Origin of the sequence: Rhizobium alarense (genome assembly GCF_021555155.1) — a bacterium.
Classification (GTDB): Bacteria; Pseudomonadota; Alphaproteobacteria; order Rhizobiales; family Rhizobiaceae; genus Rhizobium_D; species Rhizobium_D alarense.
On record NZ_JAKGBU010000007.1, the window covers coordinates 41,888 to 60,591 of the forward strand.

At 63.1% G+C, this 18,704-nt stretch carries 15 protein-coding genes and 2 tRNA genes; 6 read left to right on the forward strand and 11 right to left on the reverse strand.

Features of this window, described 5'->3' with window-relative positions:
• The 5 genes from LXM94_RS03710 (at position 1) to LXM94_RS03730 (ending at position 4,004) form a co-directional block, all read left to right on the forward strand.
• Positions 1-74: transfer RNA gene (locus LXM94_RS03710), tRNA-Glu, on the forward strand.
• A gap of 141 nt (positions 75-215) precedes the next feature.
• A tRNA-Glu gene (locus LXM94_RS03715) sits at positions 216-290 on the forward strand.
• A 239-nt stretch (positions 291-529) separates the two neighbouring features.
• A complete protein-coding gene (locus LXM94_RS03720) occupies positions 530-1,495 on the forward strand; it encodes a class I SAM-dependent methyltransferase (RefSeq protein WP_235769794.1) in 966 nt (321 codons plus the stop codon).
• A gap of 5 nt (positions 1,496-1,500) precedes the next feature.
• A complete protein-coding gene (locus LXM94_RS03725) occupies positions 1,501-3,300 on the forward strand; it encodes a hypothetical protein (RefSeq protein ID WP_235769795.1) in 1,800 nt (599 codons plus the stop codon).
• 14 nt (positions 3,301-3,314) lie between these two features.
• A complete protein-coding gene (locus LXM94_RS03730; protein WP_235769796.1) occupies positions 3,315-4,004 on the forward strand; it encodes a 6-hydroxymethylpterin diphosphokinase MptE-like protein in 690 nt (229 codons plus the stop codon).
• A 72-nt stretch (positions 4,005-4,076) separates the two neighbouring features.
• On the opposite strand, the gene LXM94_RS03735 is transcribed toward LXM94_RS03730, so the two are convergent.
• On the reverse strand, positions 4,077-6,569 hold the full coding sequence (locus LXM94_RS03735) for a ComEC/Rec2 family competence protein (RefSeq protein WP_235769797.1): 2,493 nt from the start codon (positions 6,567-6,569) through the stop codon (positions 4,077-4,079).
• Between the two features lie 301 nt (positions 6,570-6,870).
• Between LXM94_RS03735 and gltA the strand changes: the two genes are divergently transcribed.
• Positions 6,871-8,160 (forward strand): citrate synthase, encoded by a 1,290-nt coding sequence (gltA, locus tag LXM94_RS03740; protein ID WP_235769798.1) that lies wholly within the window; start codon positions 6,871-6,873, stop codon positions 8,158-8,160.
• A gap of 81 nt (positions 8,161-8,241) precedes the next feature.
• Here gltA and lpxB read toward each other — a convergent pair whose 3' ends face one another.
• The 10 genes from lpxB to frr form a co-directional block, all read right to left on the reverse strand.
• A complete protein-coding gene (gene lpxB / locus LXM94_RS03745) occupies positions 8,242-9,411 on the reverse strand; it encodes a lipid-A-disaccharide synthase (protein ID WP_408015578.1) in 1,170 nt (389 codons plus the stop codon).
• Positions 9,402-10,286, reverse strand: a complete 885-nt coding sequence (locus LXM94_RS03750; RefSeq protein WP_235769800.1) for an LpxI family protein — start codon at positions 10,284-10,286, stop codon at positions 9,402-9,404. The genes lpxB and LXM94_RS03750 overlap by 10 nt, the downstream gene beginning before the upstream one ends.
• Positions 10,287-10,291: 5 nt before the next feature.
• Entirely contained in the window at positions 10,292-11,101 is an 810-nt protein-coding gene (gene lpxA, locus LXM94_RS03755; RefSeq protein ID WP_408015579.1) for an acyl-ACP--UDP-N-acetylglucosamine O-acyltransferase, read from the reverse strand.
• A 2-nt stretch (positions 11,102-11,103) separates the two neighbouring features.
• Positions 11,104-11,571, reverse strand: coding sequence for a 3-hydroxyacyl-ACP dehydratase FabZ (fabZ, locus tag LXM94_RS03760; RefSeq protein WP_235769801.1), 468 nt, complete (start codon positions 11,569-11,571; stop codon positions 11,104-11,106).
• Complete coding sequence (gene lpxD, locus LXM94_RS03765; RefSeq protein WP_235769802.1) at positions 11,564-12,631, reverse strand: UDP-3-O-(3-hydroxymyristoyl)glucosamine N-acyltransferase; 1,068 nt, start codon at positions 12,629-12,631, stop codon at positions 11,564-11,566. The genes fabZ and lpxD overlap by 8 nt, the downstream gene beginning before the upstream one ends.
• Before the next feature lie 48 nt (positions 12,632-12,679).
• The gene (bamA, locus tag LXM94_RS03770; RefSeq protein WP_235769803.1) at positions 12,680-15,013 is read right to left on the reverse strand and encodes an outer membrane protein assembly factor BamA; all 2,334 of its coding nucleotides are present in this window, start codon (positions 15,011-15,013) and stop codon (positions 12,680-12,682) included.
• A gap of 223 nt (positions 15,014-15,236) precedes the next feature.
• Positions 15,237-16,370 carry an RIP metalloprotease RseP gene (gene rseP, locus LXM94_RS03775; protein ID WP_235769804.1) on the reverse strand — a complete coding sequence of 378 codons (1,134 nt, stop codon included), beginning with the start codon at positions 16,368-16,370 and terminating at the stop codon, positions 15,237-15,239.
• 27 nt (positions 16,371-16,397) lie between these two features.
• Positions 16,398-17,234: a phosphatidate cytidylyltransferase gene (locus LXM94_RS03780; protein ID WP_235769805.1), complete on the reverse strand. Its 837-nt coding sequence runs from the start codon at positions 17,232-17,234 to the stop codon at positions 16,398-16,400.
• On the reverse strand, positions 17,234-17,977 hold the full coding sequence (locus tag LXM94_RS03785) for an isoprenyl transferase (protein ID WP_235769806.1): 744 nt from the start codon (positions 17,975-17,977) through the stop codon (positions 17,234-17,236). Before LXM94_RS03785 ends, LXM94_RS03780 begins: the two co-directional genes overlap by 1 nt.
• Positions 17,978-18,021: 44 nt before the next feature.
• Positions 18,022-18,582: a ribosome recycling factor gene (gene frr / locus LXM94_RS03790; RefSeq protein WP_235769807.1), complete on the reverse strand. Its 561-nt coding sequence runs from the start codon at positions 18,580-18,582 to the stop codon at positions 18,022-18,024.
• Positions 18,583-18,704 lie beyond the last annotated feature (122 nt).

Genomic DNA, 18,704 nt, shown 5'->3' on the forward strand with positions numbered 1-18,704 from the left:
CGCCCTTCGTCTATCGGTTAGGACGTCAGATTTTCATTCTGAAAAGAGGGGTTCGACTCCCCTAGGGCGTGCCAGCGACCTTCCCCCCGCCTCTCCCCGGATACCGTTGCAACCGGCGTCCGGCCGCGCGGAACGACCTGTCGAAAATCTTTCAAAAAAGTGCCGGATGCGTCTTGCGCATCGCCGAACCTCTCATTAGAAGACGCCCACCGCACGCGCCCTTCGTCTATCGGTTAGGACGTCAGATTTTCATTCTGAAAAGAGGGGTTCGACTCCCCTAGGGCGTGCCAGCGGTTTCCTACTCTCGCGCTGTTGAAAGATCGCCTCCGCCCTGACGAGACGATTAGAAATTCGGCCGCACGCCGTCTTTTTCTCGCGCCGCAGGGACCACAGGAAACCCGCCCCCAAAGCTGTTTGGCATTGCCAAAAAGACTGTGACAAGGCAGAGCTTGAGTAATATGGTGCCCCCTGCCTCTTGCTCGGATATGCATTGTGCGGGCAAGCCACTGGCGACGATAACGAGAGTATCATGCTACCAGAGCAGGACAAGCCCGCAGGAACCATCATTCATGTCGGCGCAGGCAGGGCAGAAAATGTCGAGGCACTGAATGCTTCGGACGCGTCGCGCGTCGTCCTGATCGAGCCCAATCCGGACATCGTGGTCCTTCTTCAGCGCCGCACGAAGGCTATGCCGAAAATCGTCGTCATGCCCCTTGCGCTTGCCGCGACCGACGGCGTCGCGACACTTGAAATTCTGACGGCGTCAGCGCTGAGCAGCCTCAAGCCGCCGACAAAGCTCAAGGCATTGCTGCCCGGTCTCGAAACCGTGTCTCGTCAAGAGGTGCAAACTCTGTCGCCGCGTTCGCTGCTTGCGCGTCTCGGTGAGATACAGCGTCCGTTGCGCCTCGCATTGGAAGCGCCCGGTGTCGAGATGGAGATCCTCAAAGCCTGGAAGGCAGCCGACAGCCTGCATCTCATAGACCAGGTCGACCTCCGTTGCGGCGAGGAAGCACTCTACGACGGTGCGGCGACCCGTGCTCAATTGGAAGCCTGGCTCACGAACGAAAAATTCCGCCTCTTGGCAACCGATCGGAACGATCCCGACTGGCCCGTTCTTCACTTCGAAGCCCGGCACGACGCTCGCGCTTTGGCGGAGACGGTGACGAAGCTGGAAGCCGCGGCGAAACGGATTATTGAAATAGAATCATCGTACGCCAAACTGGCCGAAGCGCATGATCATTTGGCGCTCGAGTTACGGGCAACCCAGGGAGATCTCGCCCTGGCTTTGCGAACACAAGGTATTCTTCAAGGCGACTTAACAGATCTGCGACAAAGATATAAAAAACTTCTGGACATTAAGCAACTGCAAGATCACGCTTTCCATCGCCTCGCCCCAAATTTGCGTGAGTTATTGCAAAAATTGAAGAAATCCCCTGAAAAAAACAATAACAATGAACCATTAAAACAAGAAACGTCACCACAAAAAGAGCTTTAACGGCTATGCAGAAGAGAAATATCGCCAAAGATCATCTTGAAATCAACATAAATGATCCCGCAATAGAAGAAATTGAGGAAATTCTGTTAAATCTAAAAACATCACTCAGATCTGACTTTGATACAAAAAAGCAACTTAAAGAGTTAATAAATGATTTCGAGCGCTCTCTGCATGAAATAGAGTCGTCATTATACGAGACTTTTTTCAGAACGATATATGTGACCGATAACTCCTTATTTTCTCACCTTGTAGAACTTCTTGATCTTATACCGAACGTCTTTGTCCTTCCGATTGGCCGGTGCGACGCATCTGACAAAAGCAGGGTATTCTTTTCAGAGATTTCCGAGCGTTCCGCGTCATCAACAACCTCACGCCTGACAGAACTTGAGCGGATTGAGGTGCAACAATCAACACTACAATCAATACAGAAATCACTCATTCAGCAAGGCTACATTCCCGTCTGTGTGAAGAAAATCGGAGACGGTACAACGTCTGCTTTCTTCACACACACCCAGTCAAAAAACCTGACAATAGTCTCCCATCCACTCACCGCATTTCTCAATGAACCTGTTCCTGATGCAGGCGACCCCAGTACAAATCTTGACGCAATTTGCCGGAAGTGGCTGGACTTTGTCGGCAAGGAGGCGAGAGATTCATTGATCCGAAGTGAAGACTTCGACAACTCCTATCTACTTACGCGTGAAATCTGCAAAAAACTGGACCTCTCGGCCCCAAATAGAGACTCGTTCAGGCATCAGGCTATCAGCCGCGACGATACATCTTTTTATCAAGACGGAATCACACTGGACAGTCGAAAAAATCTGAATAACTTCAAGGATCTTTGCCGGATTCTTGGATACAACATGGAGAGAAATAAGGTATTTCACACAAACAAACAAGATGAATCTTCCAATTCTTTTATAAAAATTAATAAAGGAAATACTTATTCCGATGTACCATCCGAAAATATATTAGTGTGCTGCCATCACAAGTCCGGCACAACTTTTCTGCGCGCCGTATTCAATGACATTGCGGCGGAATTTGGCAAGAAGATATGGATGAAATTTTACGAACCAGAAGAGATGAATGCTGGTTGGGATATTTGCTTTCATCAGCATTCGGACGTAAAGGAGATCCTGAACGCAGCAAATTTTCGAGGCATACACTGTATACGGCATCCCAAGTCGCTCATCTATTCAGCGGCGATTTACCACGAAAAATGCAGAGAACCTTGGGTGGACGTTCCATTGCAGCGATTCACGGATTCCACCTTCAATTCACTTACCGATCGCGATACTTACAACATTATTAAGAATCCAAAAGTGAGTATTCAGTCCAAAATCGAAATTCTTTCGCACTACAAAATCGATGCCAGGGACGGTTTCGATTCCGGATTTTCTTTTGACGGGCGGACGTATCGGCAGATGTTGCGGAGCTGTGGTAACATTTCCGAGAAGTTGATATTTGAAATGAGGTGCTTTTCGCAAGGTGTGGTGAGAAAAATGCAGGCATTCCCAAAAGACTTCAGATTTTTCACCCTTACGCTTGAGGAAATTTCACACGATCAGGACATGTTTGCACTCAGGAGAGCATTCCGCCACATCGGATTTAAGGGAGCGGCCTTGGAAAGGTGTTTGGAACTGGCTTCACCGCACTGCTTATGGAACATGCGCACGGCGCCGAAGCATGCGACGACTGGCGTCAGTTCGGAATGGCGCAGCTATTTTTTTGGTACAGTCGAGGAAGAATACCGGAGCGTTCTGGGATATCCGGAACAAGCACTCGGTTTTGTTGAAACTGCCTAAATTTCGGAATGCCGATGCCAACCCTTTCCCGCTTCAAGGATATCCACCAGGGACAACGTTGCGTCATCGTGTGCAACGGCCCTTCGCTCAACGACATGGATCTCGCCTTCCTCAGGCGTGAGACCGTCATCGGTTTGAACAAGATTCATCTCGGTCTCGACCGTTTCGGCTTCTATCCGCGCTATCTGGTTGCCGTGAATGCCAAGGTCGTGGAGCAGTCCCGTGCGGAACTTGCCGCCATGAGCTGCATCAAGTTTATTGGGCGTCGCGCCGCAGCATTTCTTCCCGAGGATGCCTTCACCTACCATATGCAAGTGCTGGGGCCTCCGGTCATCTTCTCGAAGGACATCACGGAGGGAGTGCGCGAGGGCGGCACGGTCACCCATGCGGCGCTGCAGGTTGCCTACTACATGGGCTTCAGCGAGGTTGTCATTATCGGCATGGACCATCGCTACAGCTTCAGCGGCGCGCCGCATGAGAACAAGCATCTCGAGGGCCCCGATCCGAACCATTTCAGCACCGACTATTTTGCCGGCAAGACCTGGAACAACCCCGACCTCGTACAATCGGAGCAATCCTATGCTGAGGCGAGACGGATCTTCGAGGCGGACGGACGGCGCATTCTGGACGCCACGCTGAATGGTGCCTGCACGGTGTTCGACAAGATCGACTATCGCACGCTGGCCGGATCGAACGGCGGCTGACGGCGACCGCGTCCAGCCAGCTTTCTCGTGCACGCGCCACTCGATCGAGGGCGTTCCTGCGCCGCCTTCCGTTCAGGGTGCCGCTGAGAATTTGTCCGTCCGCCAGTCGTAGAGGCGATGGCGCGACCAGGGGCGTTCGAGCGTCGCGACGGCTCGGTGTATCGCGAGCGCCGGATGCTGTTGCCCCTGCCGATCTCCTTTTGCCGAAGAATAGACGGACGCCACAGGCTGTTGTTGATCCGCCGAACCTTCGTCGGCGTCGTCTGCGGCGCGGCGGATTTCCAGCGCGCCCGTCGCCCGCAGGCTGCGGGCGGTGAAGAGCCGGGCACCCGAGCGGCATTCGGTCTGCCGCAGAGGCTGCGCCGCGACCACGATGTCGGCCGTGTCGCAGGCGGGGCCGAGAAAGGCCGGGTCGTCGAGCGTCACGACGGCAAGGCCGGAGGCGGTGCGCGCGCCGCACCATTCGCGGCGGTGACAGGTGAAGCGCATCCTTGGCCCGGACAGGACCGTCCGCATCAGCCGGCGCACCCGCTCGCCGTCGATCCGCCGTTCCAGACCGCTCCCGCCTGTCTCGCCCGCTACGTCGCGCAGCGGCTCGCTCGCCGCCAGCAGGTGCGGCCGGACCGGATCGCCGAGCCGCAGCGCGCGGCTCCATTGCGCGAAGACGAAGTCCGACGGACGCTGGCGGTTGGTGGCGACCCTCCCGTCCGAGACGGCAGCGACGAGCCTGCCGTCCTCCGAGACGACGAGGTCGGGCGGCGGTTCGCGGGGGGCCAGCAGAAACCACGACGCACCGGCCGCAAGCAGCAGCACGCCGGCCAGCCGGAGCCGCGTCCTCAGCAGGCAGAGCAGCGCCCCGCCGGTGCCGACGAGCAGGAAGACGGTGAAGGGGATGCGCCCCGTGACCACCTCACCGCCCCAGCCGGCTACCCAGGCCGACAGGCGGATCATCCAATCGATGCCGGTGCCCATGACGGAAAAGGCCGGGCCGTCGAGGCCGAAAGGCATGAGCAGCAGGGCGACCATGCCGGCCGGCATCACCAGCAGCGAGATGATCGGCATGGCCAGCATGTTGCCGGCAAGCCCGTAGGCCGGCAGCCGGTGGAAGTGGCCGACGGAATAGATGAGCGTCGCCAGCCCGCCGATGAGCGAGGACAGCAGGAGACCGGCAAAAAAACCGAGGACAGGCCGCAGGACACGGCCGGTCGATCCCGCCTCCGCGGCCGGAGCACGCTCCCGCCAGCGCGCATAGCCGGCGACGAGCCCCAGCGTCGCGGCATAGGACATCTGGAAGCCGGGACCGGTGACGGCCGACGGCGTGACGGCGAGGATGAGGATGGCCGACAGGGCGAGATTCCGCAGGCTGATCGCCGCCCGGTCGAACAGCACGGCGACGAGCATGACGGAGATCATGATCCAGGCGCGGACGGCCGAGACGGCGCCGCCGGAGATCAGGATATAGCCGGTGACCATCAGCAGCGCGCCGACGGCCGCGATCTTCTTCACCGGATAGCGTTCCGCAACACCCGGCAGGACGGCCAGCAGCGTGCGTGCCCCGACGAGGAACGTGCCGGCCGCCAGCACCATGTTCAGGCCCGATATGGCGAGCACATGGGCGAGGCCCGCCTGGCGGAGAACCTCGATCGTCTCCTCGCCGATCGCCCGCTCCTCGCCCGTCACCAGCGCCGCAGCGATCGCCCCGGCTTCGCCGCCAATGCGATTGCGGATATGATTGCCGATCGCCTCCCGCGCCGCGCCGACGGTTTCGCCGACGAATTCGAGGGGGCCGGCAGCGTGCCTGCCTGCGCCCTCCGTTTCTGCCGGGCTGCCGTAGAAGAAGCCGAAGGCGCCGATCCCGGCCATATAGGCGTCGAAGGCAAAATCGTTGAGGCCGGCAAGCGCCGGTCCGGAGGGCGGGCTGAGCCGCGCCCGGCCGGTGACGGTCGCGCCGATGGCAAGGGGCTTGCCGCCGCGCGCCAGCAGCCGCACGCGCTCCGGCGGACGCTTCAAGACCGGTTCGCGCGTCGCGCCAACGGCAAGCAGGTAGCGGTAGCGGCCCCTGTCGTCGATTTCGCGCGCCAGGATCCGGCCGGTGACGGTGGTGGTGACCGGCATGTCGAGAAGGACCGTCGCCATGCGCCGGCTCTCGAAGGCCGCGAGAAGCATGCCGAGCGGCACGAGCAGCAGCATCGCGACGATGAGGCCCGGCCAGCCGCGATGCCGCCAGGAGACCATCGCCGGCGCGGCGAGGATCGCCAGCGCCACGGCAGGCGCCGCCAGCGGCGGATCCGCGGCGAACCCATACCAGACGGCGGCGCCGGTGCCGAGCGCGACCGGACAGAAGAGAAGGACATGGCCGAAGTCACGCTCGACGGCGGCCGCCTCGCCGAAACGCCTGCGCCCGGTGGCGAGGGCCTGCCCGCAGCGAAGCCGGAGACGCCCGCCGGCCGGCCGAACGACCGGCACGCCGCTGTCCGCCACCGCGGCTTCCGGCGCGACGGTGCCCGCGGACCAGCCGGCGATCTCTGCCCGCCGGTCCTGTCCGAGTTCCGCTTGATCCCGCATCGGCACCCACTCCAGCCGCAGCCGGAGTATGCAACCTTCGATTTTAAAATGCAATCAAAACAATAGGTCCGGGTGGCCGCGCGCAGAAAGGGATGCGCCCTCCCTATTTCGCTCCGCCGCCACCACAAATTGCTTGAATCGCGCCCGGAACAGTAGATATTGCGATGCCAGAACCCTTGTTTCGCAACGCACAATTTGCCTTTTGTATTGCTTGGCATGCCCCGCGAAATGGGATAGCACAACGGCACGTCATATCCGTGGTACAGCTCTGTGCCACTTTTCAGGCAAATGGAGGACGCTCATGACAGGGAAAAGCGCGGCTGTGTCGATCGGCGACAAGGCAATCGAATTGCCGATGCGATCCGGCTCCATCGGGCCGGATGTCGTCGATATCGGCTCGCTCTACAAACAGACGGGCGCCTTCACCTACGACCCGGGCTTCACGTCGACGGCGTCCTGCGAATCCAAGATCACCTATATCGACGGCGACGAAGGCGTGCTGCTGCACCGCGGCTATCCGATCGACCAGCTTGCCGAGCATGGCGACTTCCTCGAAGTCTGCTACCTGCTGCTCTACGGCGAACTGCCGACGAAGTCCCAGAAGGACGACTTCGACTACCGCGTGACCCATCACACGATGGTCCACGAGCAGATGTCCCGCTTCTTCACGGGCTTCCGCCGCGACGCGCATCCGATGGCCGTCATGTGCGGCTGCGTCGGCGCGCTGTCGGCCTTCTATCACGACTCGACCGACATCACCGACCCGCACCAGCGCATGGTCGCGTCGCTGCGCATGATCGCCAAGATGCCGACGCTCGCCGCCATGGCCTACAAGTACCATATCGGCCAGCCCTTCGTTTATCCGAAGAACGATCTCGACTACGCGTCCAACTTCCTGCGCATGTGTTTTGCCGTGCCCTGCGAGGACTACGTGGTCAACCCGGTGCTGTCGCGCGCCATGGACCGCATCTTCATCCTGCATGCCGATCACGAGCAGAACGCGTCGACCTCCACGGTCCGCCTCGCCGGTTCGTCGGGCGCCAATCCCTTCGCCTGCATCGCGGCCGGCATCGCCTGCCTCTGGGGTCCGGCGCATGGCGGTGCCAACGAAGCGGCGCTCAACATGCTCGCCGAAATCGGCTCGGTCGAACACATCCCGGAATATATCGGCCGCGCCAAGGACAAGAACGACCCGTTCCGCCTGATGGGCTTCGGCCACCGCGTCTACAAGAACTACGATCCGCGCGCCAAGATCATGCAGAAGACGACGCATGAGGTGCTCGGCGAACTCGGCATCAAGGACGATCCGATGCTGGAAGTGGCGATGGAACTCGAGCGCATCGCGTTGACGGACGAATATTTCATCGAGAAGAAGCTCTATCCGAACATCGACTTCTATTCGGGCATCACGCTGAAGGCGCTCGGCTTCCCCACGACGATGTTCACCGTGCTCTTCGCGCTTGCCCGCACCGTCGGCTGGATCGCCCAGTGGAACGAGATGATCGAGGATCCGGAACAGCGCATCGGCCGCCCGCGCCAGCTTTATGTCGGCCAGTCGCGCCGCGACTATATTCCGGTCTCCAAGCGATAAACGATCGCCGGACCGGTCAAAACAAAGCCGCCCGCGGAGCGATCCCGGGCGGCTTTTTCTTTGGGCAGAACCGAGTGCGGGTCATCCGGCGAACCGGGTCCGCCCCAGCACGTCAAGGACGACATCGGCGGCGCGCTCGCCCGGCGGAATTTCGGTCACCATCGTCCGGCGCACCAGGTCGAAGCCGGCAAGCATCGCGGCGCGCTCCGGCGTGTCGGCCGTCAGCCGCTCCACCCAGCGCGTCAGGCCGCCGGGGCGGATCGCCTCGTTCAGGTATTCCGGCACCACCGAATAGTCAGCGATGAGGTTCGGCAAGGCGGCGGTCCAGGCCGTGATCCGGCTGTGCATCAGCCTGATCAGCAGGTCGGACTTGTAGGTCGAGACCGTCGGAATGCGGCAGAGTGCCAATTCGAGGATGACCGTGCCGGAGGCGGCCACAGCCACGTCGGCCTCGGCGAAGGCTGCCCACTTGCCGACGGGCCCGACGCGGATCTCCGGCCTTTCAGGCCATCTGGCGACGAGCGCGCGGATGCGGGCCTCCTGACGAGGCACTGCCGGCAGCAGGAAACGCATCTCCGGATGGCGGGCGCGCAGTTCCTGCATCGCCTCGCCAAAGACCGGCATCAGGCGCTCCACCTCGGTGCCGCGCGATCCCGGCAGCAGCAGGCACGTCGCCCGGTCGGGCCCCGGTGCAGCCCCCCTCGCCGCCTGTCGCGCCTGCACCGACGCGACATCCGGGTCGGCGACCAGGCGGTGCCCGACATAGGTCGTCGGCGGCCCGCCGAGTTCGGCCATCACCGCGGGCTCGAAGGGCAGGATCGCCAGCACGTGATCGACATAGTCGAGCATCTTCGTCGCGCGTTCCGGCTTCCAGGCCCAGACGCTCGGGCAGACATAGTCGACGATCGGCAGGTCGGGCAGCGCGCGCCGCACGCGGTTTGCGACGCGGTGGGTGAAGTCCGGGCTGTCGATGAGGACGAGCAGGTCCGGCTTTGCGGCGATGATGGCCCGTGCCGTCTGGCGGATGCGCAGGAGAAGCTGCGGCAGGCGTTTCAGCACCTGCGCGATCCCCATGATCGACAGTTCGGAATAGTCGAAGAGCGAGGCAAGGCCTTCGGCCTGCATCGCCTCGCCGCCGACCCCGACGAGGTCGAGCTGCGTGCCAAGCCGCGGTCGCAGCGCACGGATCAGGTCGGCGCCCAGGAGGTCGCCCGACACTTCGCCGGCGATCACGGCGAGCTTCACGCCCATTCCTCCGGCCTTTCTGCCTCGCGAACGAGACCCGTGACGAAAAGGCCGAGCCGGTCGGCGGTCGCCACGACCCGGTCGCGTTCGAGGACCAGTGTGCGGCCGGCCTCCAGCGCAATGCCGGCGAGCCCCGCCGCGTGGGCGTTCTCGACGGTCGCCGGACCGATCGACGGCAGGTCGGCGCGCAGTTCCTGCTGCGGCTTGCAGAGCTTGACGAGCACGCCGCGCCGGCGCGCCGAGATGCGGCCGTCCGCCTTGAGGGCGGCGACACGCGCGAGCATGGCATCCGTGCCCTCGGGCCCCTCGAGCGCAACGACACGTCCGCCGACGGCGACCGCGCCCTGCCCGACATCGAGGCGACCGAGGGCGGTGGCGGCGGCGGCCGCGACGGTGATGTCGCGCCGTGCCGCATCGTCGGGCGCATGCCGTCCAAGCGGACCCGCCGTCGCAAGCAGGTTCGGCAGGATGTCCTGCACGCCGATGACGCGCGCGCCGCTCGCCTCGATGAGGCCGATGACCATTTTCAGGACCGCGTCGTCGCCGCCCGCCCGCAGCGTGCGAAGCACCGATGGTATCTTGCGCAGCGAGGCGATGGTCGGCCGGATCGCCCGCCAGTCCGGCCGGCGGCGCACGCCGCCGGAAAGCACGACGCGGCCGATGCCGCGACTGACGAAGGTCTTCGTAATGCCGGCAAAGTCGCCGACCTCCAGACGGACGGTCTCGAACCCGTTCCAGTCGACGTCTGACTCCCGGTCGAGGGCGATGACGAAGGGGCTTTCGCCGCCGGCACGCGCCGCTTCCGCCACATGGCGCGGCAGCAGCCCGCCTCCGGCGATGATGGCGAGGCGATCGCCGCTGCCGGCTCCCGCGCCCGCCATGCCGGTCAGCCCTTGCCGCGGTTGGGCGAGGACAATGCCCGGTCGCTGTCGGCGGCGATGAAATCGAGAATCTGCACCACCGGCACGCAATCGGCGAACTCGTCGCGGATCGCCGCGGCGTTGGCACGGATCGATCCGTCGCCCTCGAAGATCGACTTGAACGCCTTGCGGACGCGGTGGATCGTCGCCTTCTCCATGCCGGCACGCGCCATGCCGACCACGTTGAGGCCGCCGAGAATGCCGGGATTGCCGTTCAGCATGCCGTAGGGAATGACGTCATAGGCGACGGCGGAAAGCCCGCCGATGAAGGCCTGACGGCCGATGCGCGTGAACTGGTGGACCGCCGAGCCGCCGCCGAGGATCGCCCGGTCCTCGACCGTGACATGGCCGGCGAGCATGACGTTGTTCGAGAGGATGACGTGGTTGCCCACCTGGCAGTCATGCGCCACGTGCGAATAGGCGAGGAAGAGGTTGTCATCGCCGACGACCGTCCTGCCGCCGCCGCCGGACGTGCCGGTGTTCATCGTCACGCCCTCGCGGATCGTGTTGTTCCGGCCGATCGAAAGCGTCGTTTCCTCGCCGCCGTGATGGATGCTCTGCGGATCGCCGCCGATGACGGCGGAGGGGAAGATCCTGGTGCCTGCGCCGACCGTGGTGCGGCCGGCCACCACCACATGCGTCAGGAGCTCCACGCCGTCGCCGAGAACGACGTGCGGCCCGACATGGCAGAAGGGTCCGACGGTCGCGTTCTCCCCGACCACCGCACCGTCCTCGACGACGGCGAGCGGGTGGATCTTCGCAGTGCTGGCAATCATGATCAGGCGTCTTCCTTGTTGACGATCATCGCGCCGATATCAGCTTCGGCGACGAGTTGCCCATCAACTTTTGCGTCGCAATGAAACTTCCAGATATTGCCGCGCTGCTTCTGCTTGACGACATGGAACTCGACGCGGTCGCCGGGCACCACCGGCTTGCGGAAGCGGGCATTGTCGATCGTCATGAAATAGACGAGGTTCGAACCTGTCCCGGTCTTGCGGGCGCAGATGGCGCCCGCGGTCTGCGCCATGCCTTCGACGAGCAGTACGCCCGGCATGATCGGGTGATCCGGAAAGTGGCCGGTGAACTGCGGCTCGTTGACCGTGACGTTCTTGATGCCGATCGCGGAATTGTCGCCGTCGATCGCGACGATCTTGTCGATCATCAGGAACGGATAACGGTGCGGCAGGAGCTTCAGGATTTCCCTCAGTTCCGCGACGCCGAGCGCCGTCTTCGGTTCATCATTCATCGTTGCCCCCCTTCTTGCGGCTGCGCGCCGCCGCGCGTGCCGTCATTTCCGCCACGTCGCGCAGAAAGTCCTTCATCGGTCGTGCCGGGATACCGCCGTAGCGCTCGCCCGCCGGAACGTCGGAAACGACGCCGCTCATTGCGGCGATCTGCACCCCGTCGCCGATGGTGATGTGCCCGTTGACCCCCGTCGCCCCGCCGATCATCACCCCGTCGCCGATGCGCGTGCTGCCGGCGATGCCGACCTTGCTGACGATGCCGCAATGCCGCCCGATCCGGACGTTGTGGCCGATCTGGACCTGATTGTCGATCTTGGTGCCCTGCCCGATGACCGTGTCGTCCATCGTGCCGCGGTCGATCGTCGTGTTCGCGCCGATCTCCACGTCGTCCTGGATGATGACGCGGCCGATCTGCACGATCTTGATCATGCCGCCCTTGGGCGACGGGCCGTAGCCGAAGCCGTCCTGGCCGATGCGCACGCCGGGATGCAGGATGACATTGTTGCCGATGAGCGCGCACTGTACCGAGGCGCCCGGCGCCACGTCGCAGTCGCGGCCGATGCGCACGCCGCGGGCAATGACCGCGCCGGCGCCGATGCGGGTCCCCTCGCCGATCTCCACGTCGGCACCGATGACCGCCATCGGCTCGACCGTGACATTCGGCTCGAGGCGCGCCGCCGGATCGACGAAGGCTGCCGGCGAGATGCCGTCGGTCTCGGACGGCACCGGCAGCGGACGCATGGCGGACGGCTGGAGGATCTCCCCGGCAAGCGCGAAGGCCATGTGGGCGCGCGGCGTGACGAGCACGGCAATGCCGGACGGAACGAGGCTCGCCAGCGACGCGTCGCACAGGATCGCGGAAGCCGCACAGGTGTCGAGCTCCACCTTCGCCTTCCGCGACAGCATGTAACAGAGATCGCCTTCGCGGGCGCGGTAGACGGGTGCCACATTGTGGATCAGCCGCCCGGCATCGGCCTCATGACGCAGTTCCGCCCCAAGCTGGGCCGCCAGGTCACCCAGGCGCACACCATCATGGGGCGGAAAGAACCAGTTATGCTCCATCAGCATAGCTCCAGAACGTTCGTTCTTTGCAGTTCTGGACTGCCGCGATCAGAATTGCGACGAAATGCCGAACTTGAACCGCTGGGTCTCGTCGTAGGACTCTTTCTTGACCGGGATGGCGTAGTCGAAGCGCAGCGGACCAAAGGGCGATGCCCACAGGACGCTGGCGCCGACCGAGGCGCGCCATTCCATGTCCGTGCCGCGAACCTTGTCGGCCGCGACCGTCTTGACGTCCTTGCCGTAGAGCGTGCCGGCGTCCGCGAAGACGGCGCCGCGGAAGCCCGAGTCGCGCGAGATGAACGGCAGCGGGAAGGTGACCTCGGCGGAAGCCGTGAAATAGGTCGTACCGCCCAGCGCATCGCCCGTCGCCGTGGCGCGCGGACCAATACCGCCCGACTCAAAGCCGCGCAGGTCGTTGGAGGTCAGCAGCAGCTGATCGAAGACCTGGACATTGTCCTTCGTCGGGATGAGGTGACCGGCGCCCGCCGAAAGCGAACCGATCACGTCGGCATCCTGCAGCAGCAGATGATAGTACCGCGCCTTGCCGGTGATCTTGTAGTAATCGGAATCGCCGCCGACGCCGGCGAATTCCTGCGTCGCGGTGGCCTGGAAGCCTTCACGCGGCGTGATGCGGTCGTCGAGCGAATCGTAGGTGATGCTGTGCGAGATCGTCGAACGCACCCACGGCCCCTGCCGGACGGCGCGGTCGAACGGCGACGCGATCTCGTCCAGATTGTCGGAGTCGTAATCGAGTTCCGTGAAATTGTAGGCAACCGTCGTGGAGAGGTTCTCGGTGATCGGCGCCGTCAGGCGCAGGCTGAAGCCCTGCGTGTCGACGCTGTAATAGTCTTCCGACTCGTCCTCGTTGCGGAACAGATCGAAACCGGCCGCAAGACGATAGCCGAGGAAATAGGGCTCGGTGAAGGACAGATTGTAGGAACGCGAATTCGCTCCGACGCCTGCCGCCACGCGGATATACTGGCCGCGGCCGAGGAAGTTCTTTTCCTCGATCGAGGCTTCGACCTTGAAGCCGCCGTCGTCGCCGGTCTCGTAGCCGACGCCGATACCGAAGGTACCGGTCGACTGATCCTGGACGTCGACGATGATGACGACGCGGTCGCCCTCGCTGCCCGGAGCCGTCGTGATGTTGACGGCCGAGAAGAAGCCGAGCGCCTCGAGGCGCCGCTTCGCGCGGTTGATGACTTCCTGGTTGAAGGCGTCGCCTTCGCTGATGTCGAATTCGCGGCGGATCACGTAGTCCCGCGTGCGGGAGTTGCCGCGGATCTCGATGCGCTCGACATAGGCACGCTCGCCCTGGTCGACGAGGTAGTCGACGGCGATGGTGTTGGTCGCGAAGTCGCGGTTGCCGCGCGGCGTCACGCGGGCAAAGGGATAGCCCTTCGCGGTGACGCGCTTGGAAATCTCGGACATCGATTCCTGGACGTCGCGGGCGCTGTAGGTGTTGCCGGCACGGCTCTCGAGCAGGCCGTTCAGCTCTTCCGGATCGACGCCTTCGACGGTCGATTCGACGTTGATGTCGCCGAACTTGTAGCGCTCGCCTTCCGAAACCGTGATGGTGACGGTGTATTCGTTCGTCGACTCGTCGAGAACCGCCTCGGACGAGACGATGTCGAAGTCCGCATAGCCGTTGTTGAAGTAGAACTGGCGCAGCGCCTCTTCGTCGGCGCGCAGCTTGTCCTCGTTGTAGACGTCCTTGCGGGTGATGAAGGACAGGAGACCCGATTCCTTCGTCGTGATCACCGCCTGCAGGCGGGAATTGCTGTAGGCCTGGTTGCCGACGAAATTGATCTTGGTGATCTTCGTGCGGTCGCCCTCGTTGATGACGAAGGCCAGGTTGACGCGGCCGTCGCCGACCGGAACGACCTGGGTCGTCACCTCGGCATCGCCGCGGCCGATCGCCGAATAGGCGTCACGGATCGTCTGCTTGTCGGCTTCGATCGCCGTCTCGCTGTAGGGGCCGAGCGACTGCGAGCGCACGAGCGGACGCAGCTTATCGTCCTTGATCTTGCGGTTGCCGTTGAAGACGACCTGGTTGATGAGCTGGTTCTCGGAGACCGTCACGACCAGCGTGCCGCCGGAAATGTTCATGCGCACGTCGGAGAAATAGCCGGTCGCGAACAGGCGGCGCACCGAGTCGTCAATGTCGGCGTTGGAAAAGCTCTGGCCGGGAACGATGGTGATGTTGGCGCGTACCGTATCGGCGCTGACGCGATCGGCGCCACGAACTTCAACACGCTGGACGACGGCTGCTTGGGCGGCAGTTGCCGAAACGAGTGTCGTGAACGTACCCCCCGTCACAACCATGCTCGCCGAGACCGCAACGGCGGATACCGCGTTCAAAAATCTTGAACCAGCTTTCATTTTCACAACTTACCTTCGTTTCAATGTCCCGCAGCGAACCCGACTCCGGTCACGTTTGCCGTTTTAACCGCTTTTGCCATACAAGCAAGGTCGCCCGTTAATTTCTGTTTACTTCGATTCAAACCGTGGCCCAATCGCCACTGCGCAGTTCGAATAGAGTAAACAGACGGTTACCGCCTGTTGGCAGGTTCGCTCAGTCCGTGTCCCTCGTATGCCACCGGCCCTAGCCCAGCAGCATGGAAATGTCGTTCCAGGTCGCAAAGACCATGAGCATCAGCACGAGTGCCATGCCGATGCGGAATGCGATCTCCTGGGCGGTCGGACCGACCGGCCGCCCTCGTATCGCTTCAACCGCATAAAACATCAAGTGGCCGCCATCAAGTACCGGGACGGGCATAAGGTTTAAAAGTCCAATGGAAACAGACAGAACGGCAGCCAACTGCAGCAGAGCTGCCACACCGAGCGTCGCCATCTGGCCGGAAGCCTGCGCGACCCGGATCGGCCCGCCCAGCTGATCGGCCTTCATGCGGCCGGTCACCAGGTTCGAGAGGTAGTCGACGGTGCCGGTGACGATGTGCCAGCTTTGCAGCGCCCCCTGCCCGACCGCCTCCAGCGGGCCGTACTCGACGATGCGGAAGTTGCCGGTCTGCTCGTTGGTGACGATGCCGATGATGCCGAGCTCGACCTTGTTGCCGAACTGGTCCTCGATCTCCGTGCGCTTCGGCACCATCGTGAGGTCGAGCCTCTCGCCGCCGCGCTCGACGGTCACCACAATCGGCAGTTCCGGCCGCACGCTGACATAGCGGCGGACGTCGTCGAAGGTCGTCACCGCCACGCCGTCGATCGCCACGAGCAGGTCGCCGGGCAGGACTCCCGCCTCGGCGGCAGCGCTTTCGGGCCGCACCTCCGCAACGATCGGATCGGCGATCTGGCGACCGTAGATCGAGAACATGACGGCGAAGATCGCGATCGCCAGGATGAAATTGGCGATCGGGCCTGCCGCGACGGTGACGGCGCGCTTCCAGAGCGCGGCCCCGGGGAAGGTGCGCGCCCGCTCCTCCGGCGACAGTCCGGCCACGGCGTCGAAGTCGGGTTTCGAGGACGCATCCTCGTCGCCGAGGAACTTCACGTAGCCGCCGAGCGGGATCGCCGACAGCTTCCAGCGCGTGCCGTGCCTGTCGGTGAGGCCGAGGAGTTCCGGGCCGAAGCCCACGGAAAAGGCCGTGACGCCGATACCGCACCAGCGCCCGGCGAGATAGTGGCCCATCTCGTGGACGAAGACGATCAGCGTCAACACGACGAGGAAGGGAAGGATGTAGCCGGTCAGGAAACCGCCAGCACCGAGCACCATGTCCATGTCGTCATTTCCCTTCAGAAGGTCGCGTCAGAAACCGAGGACGAATCCACCGGCAGAACCCCACGAGCGGCCGGACACGAGCGCCGCGCCTATTCCGATCAGGAACGCCGCGAAGCAGGCGAAAACAAGACCGTCGACCCGGTCCATGACGCCGCCGTGGCCCGGGATGAGATTGCCTGAATCCTTGACGCCGAAACGGCGCTTGACGAAGGATTCGAACAGGTCGCCGATCTGGCTGAAGACCGACAGCACAAGCGCGATCAGCGGGATCCAGACGGTGTCGAGCGTGAAATAGGCCATGTAGACGGCGGTTCCGAGGATGACGGCGCTGACGGCGCCGCCGATGGCCCCGGACCAGGTCTTGCCGGGCGAGATCCGCGGCGCGAGCTTCGGGCCACCCACCGCCCGGCCGACGAAATAGGCGAGGATGTCGGTCCCCCACACGACGGCGAAGACGAAGATCATCGCCATCAGCCCGGTCAGGTCGTCGCCGCGAATCGCCGACAGCGAGACCGACGACAGGCCGGCATAGACGACCCCCCAGCCGAGCCAGCCGCCCGTTTCCCGCCCGAGCGGGCGCTCGGCCAGCCCGTAGGCGGCGGCAAGCGCGATCACCAGCAGCGCCCCGGCCCCCTGCAGCGTCATGACAAAGAAGGAGACGAGAATCAGCGCGAGCCAGGCGATGGAGTTGCCGGCCCGGTCCTTGATCGCCAGGCCGCAGATCGTCGACCATTCGAAGAAGACGAGCAGGCCGATCACCACGGCAACCGCGCGGAACACCGTGTCGCCGGCCCAGGTGGCGGCCAGCACGACGGCCGCGAGCACGATTCCGGAGACGATGCGCAGGCGCAGTTCGGTCTGCATCAGGAGCCGACCGCCAGCGGCCGTTCCGAAAGGCCGCCGAATCGCCGTTCGCGGCTGGCATAGTTCTCCAGCGCCGCGAGGAAGGTCTGGCGCGAAAAATCGGGCCAGAAGTCGGGAATGAACATCAGTTCCGCATAGGCGGCCTGCCAGAGCAGGAAGTTGGACAGCCGCTCCTCGCCGCTGGTGCGGATGATGAGGTCCGGATCGGGTATGCCCGCCGTGTCGAGCCGCGCGGAAATGCGCTCCGGCGTGATGTCGGCGGGATGCAGCACGCCGGCCGCCACATCGCCGGCGATCGAGCGCATCGCGCGGGCGATCTCGTCACGCGCGCCGTAGTTGAAGGCGATTACCAGGGTAATTGCCGTATTGGCGCGCGTGCGTTCCTCCGCCTCCAGGAGCAGCGGAAGCACGTCGCTGCGCAGATTGGCCCGGTCGCCGATGACCTTCACGCGGACGTTCTCGCGATGCAGCGTCTCGAGATCCCGCCTCACGAAGGATTTCAGCAGGCCCATGAGATCGGAGACCTCGCTTTCCGGACGCCGCCAGTTCTCCGAGGAAAAAGCGAAGAGCGTCAGGTACTTGACGCCGCTCTCTCCGGCCGTCCGCACGGCTTCGCGCACCGCTTCCACACCCTTGCGATGCCCCATTGTCCGCGGCAGCCCGCGCCCGTTCGCCCAGCGACCGTTGCCGTCCATGATGATGGCGACATGTGCGGGTACAGTGGAATAGCGCGGCTGCGACATGAGGGATCCGTGAGCGAGTGCGGGAGACGCCGTTCGGCCGATGCTCAGACCTGCATGATTTCCTTTTCCTTCTCCGCAAGCAAGCGGTCGACTTCGGAAATCATCTCGTCGGTCATCTTTTGTACCCGGTCGGACTGGGCGCGGCTTTCGTCCTGGCCGATCTCTCCGTCCTTTTCGGCTTTTTTCAGGTCGTCCATGCCGTCGCGACGCACGTGGCGTATCGCCACCTTGCCCTTCTCGGCATAGTCGTGCGCCACCTTGACGAGCGACTTGCGGCGCTCCTCGTTGAGTTCCGGCAGCGGGATGCGCAGGTTCTGGCCGTCGACGATGGGATTGAGGCCGAGATTGGATTCCCGGATGCCGCGTTCGACGGCGCCCACCATCGACTTGTCCCAGACCGAAACCGTCAGCATGCGCGGCTCCGGCACGGTGATGTTGGCCACCTGGTTCAGCGGCATGCGCGAGCCATAGGCTTCCACCGTCACCGGATCGAGAACATTCGCCGAGGCACGCCCGGTGCGGAGCGAGGCGATGTCGCTCTTGAACGCGCCGATCGCGCCGTCCATGCGGCGCTTGATTTCCTTCAGATCCACACCTTCGCTCATCTTGGCACTCCCATTGTCGTGTGCAGGACCGCGATCCTCGCGGTCGACTTGGAATCAGTTGTCGGTCACGATGGTCGCGCGGCCACCACCGGTCAATATTTGCGCGAAACCGCCCTTCTCGT

Bases quoted from the DNA above. Each gene is read 5' to 3' on its own strand.
- LXM94_RS03725 (WP_235769795.1), top strand. From the start codon at position 1,501: ATGCAGAAGAGAAATATCGCCAAAGATCATCTTGAAATCAACATAAAT.
- LXM94_RS03780 (WP_235769805.1), bottom strand. From the start codon at position 17,234: ATGCAGACCGAACTGCGCCTGCGCATCGTCTCCGGAATCGTGCTCGCG.
- fabZ (WP_235769801.1), bottom strand. From the start codon at position 11,571: ATGAATGATGAACCGAAGACGGCGCTCGGCGTCGCGGAACTGAGGGAA.
- lpxD (WP_235769802.1), bottom strand. From the start codon at position 12,631: ATGGAGCATAACTGGTTCTTTCCGCCCCATGATGGTGTGCGCCTGGGT.
- LXM94_RS03785 (WP_235769806.1), bottom strand. From the start codon at position 17,977: ATGTCGCAGCCGCGCTATTCCACTGTACCCGCACATGTCGCCATCATC.
- gltA (WP_235769798.1), top strand. From the start codon at position 6,871: ATGACAGGGAAAAGCGCGGCTGTGTCGATCGGCGACAAGGCAATCGAA.
- rseP (WP_235769804.1), bottom strand. From the start codon at position 16,370: ATGGACATGGTGCTCGGTGCTGGCGGTTTCCTGACCGGCTACATCCTT.
- LXM94_RS03735 (WP_235769797.1), bottom strand. From the start codon at position 6,569: ATGCGGGATCAAGCGGAACTCGGACAGGACCGGCGGGCAGAGATCGCC.
- frr (WP_235769807.1), bottom strand. From the start codon at position 18,582: ATGAGCGAAGGTGTGGATCTGAAGGAAATCAAGCGCCGCATGGACGGC.
- lpxA (WP_408015579.1), bottom strand. From the start codon at position 11,101: ATGATTGCCAGCACTGCGAAGATCCACCCGCTCGCCGTCGTCGAGGAC.
- LXM94_RS03730 (WP_235769796.1), top strand. From the start codon at position 3,315: ATGCCAACCCTTTCCCGCTTCAAGGATATCCACCAGGGACAACGTTGC.
- LXM94_RS03750 (WP_235769800.1), bottom strand. From the start codon at position 10,286: ATGGCGGGCGCGGGAGCCGGCAGCGGCGATCGCCTCGCCATCATCGCC.
- bamA (WP_235769803.1), bottom strand. From the start codon at position 15,013: ATGAAAGCTGGTTCAAGATTTTTGAACGCGGTATCCGCCGTTGCGGTC.
- lpxB (WP_408015578.1), bottom strand. From the start codon at position 9,411: ATGGGCGTGAAGCTCGCCGTGATCGCCGGCGAAGTGTCGGGCGACCTC.
- LXM94_RS03720 (WP_235769794.1), top strand. From the start codon at position 530: ATGCTACCAGAGCAGGACAAGCCCGCAGGAACCATCATTCATGTCGGC.